At 58.4% G+C, this 255-nt stretch carries 2 rRNA genes; both read left to right on the forward strand.

Annotated elements, in window-relative coordinates:
• Positions 1–79 (forward strand): 23S ribosomal RNA (locus HALO32_RS17835); the annotation flags it as partial.
• Between the two features lie 83 nt (positions 80–162).
• Positions 163–255 (forward strand): 5S ribosomal RNA (gene rrf / locus HALO32_RS17840); the annotation flags it as partial.

The following is a 255-nucleotide window of genomic DNA, read 5'->3' on the forward strand; positions in this document are numbered from 1 at the left end:
AGCTGGTTGATAGGCCGGGTGTGGAAGCGCTGCAAGGCGTTGAGCTAACCGGTACTAATGGCCCGTGAGGCTTGACCATATAACACCCAAGCGGTCTGTTGATGACGACCGACAGCCGGATACGATGAGACGCCTCGCGTCAGCATGATTCACCGCTTTTCGCCTGACGACCATAGCGTGCGGGAACCACCTGATCCCTTGCCGAACTCAGCAGTGAAACCGCTCAGCGCCGATGGTAGTGTGGGGTCTCCCCAT

Source organism: Halomonas lysinitropha (assembly GCF_902500215.1).
In the GTDB taxonomy this organism is placed as follows: domain Bacteria; phylum Pseudomonadota; class Gammaproteobacteria; order Pseudomonadales; family Halomonadaceae; genus Halomonas; species Halomonas lysinitropha.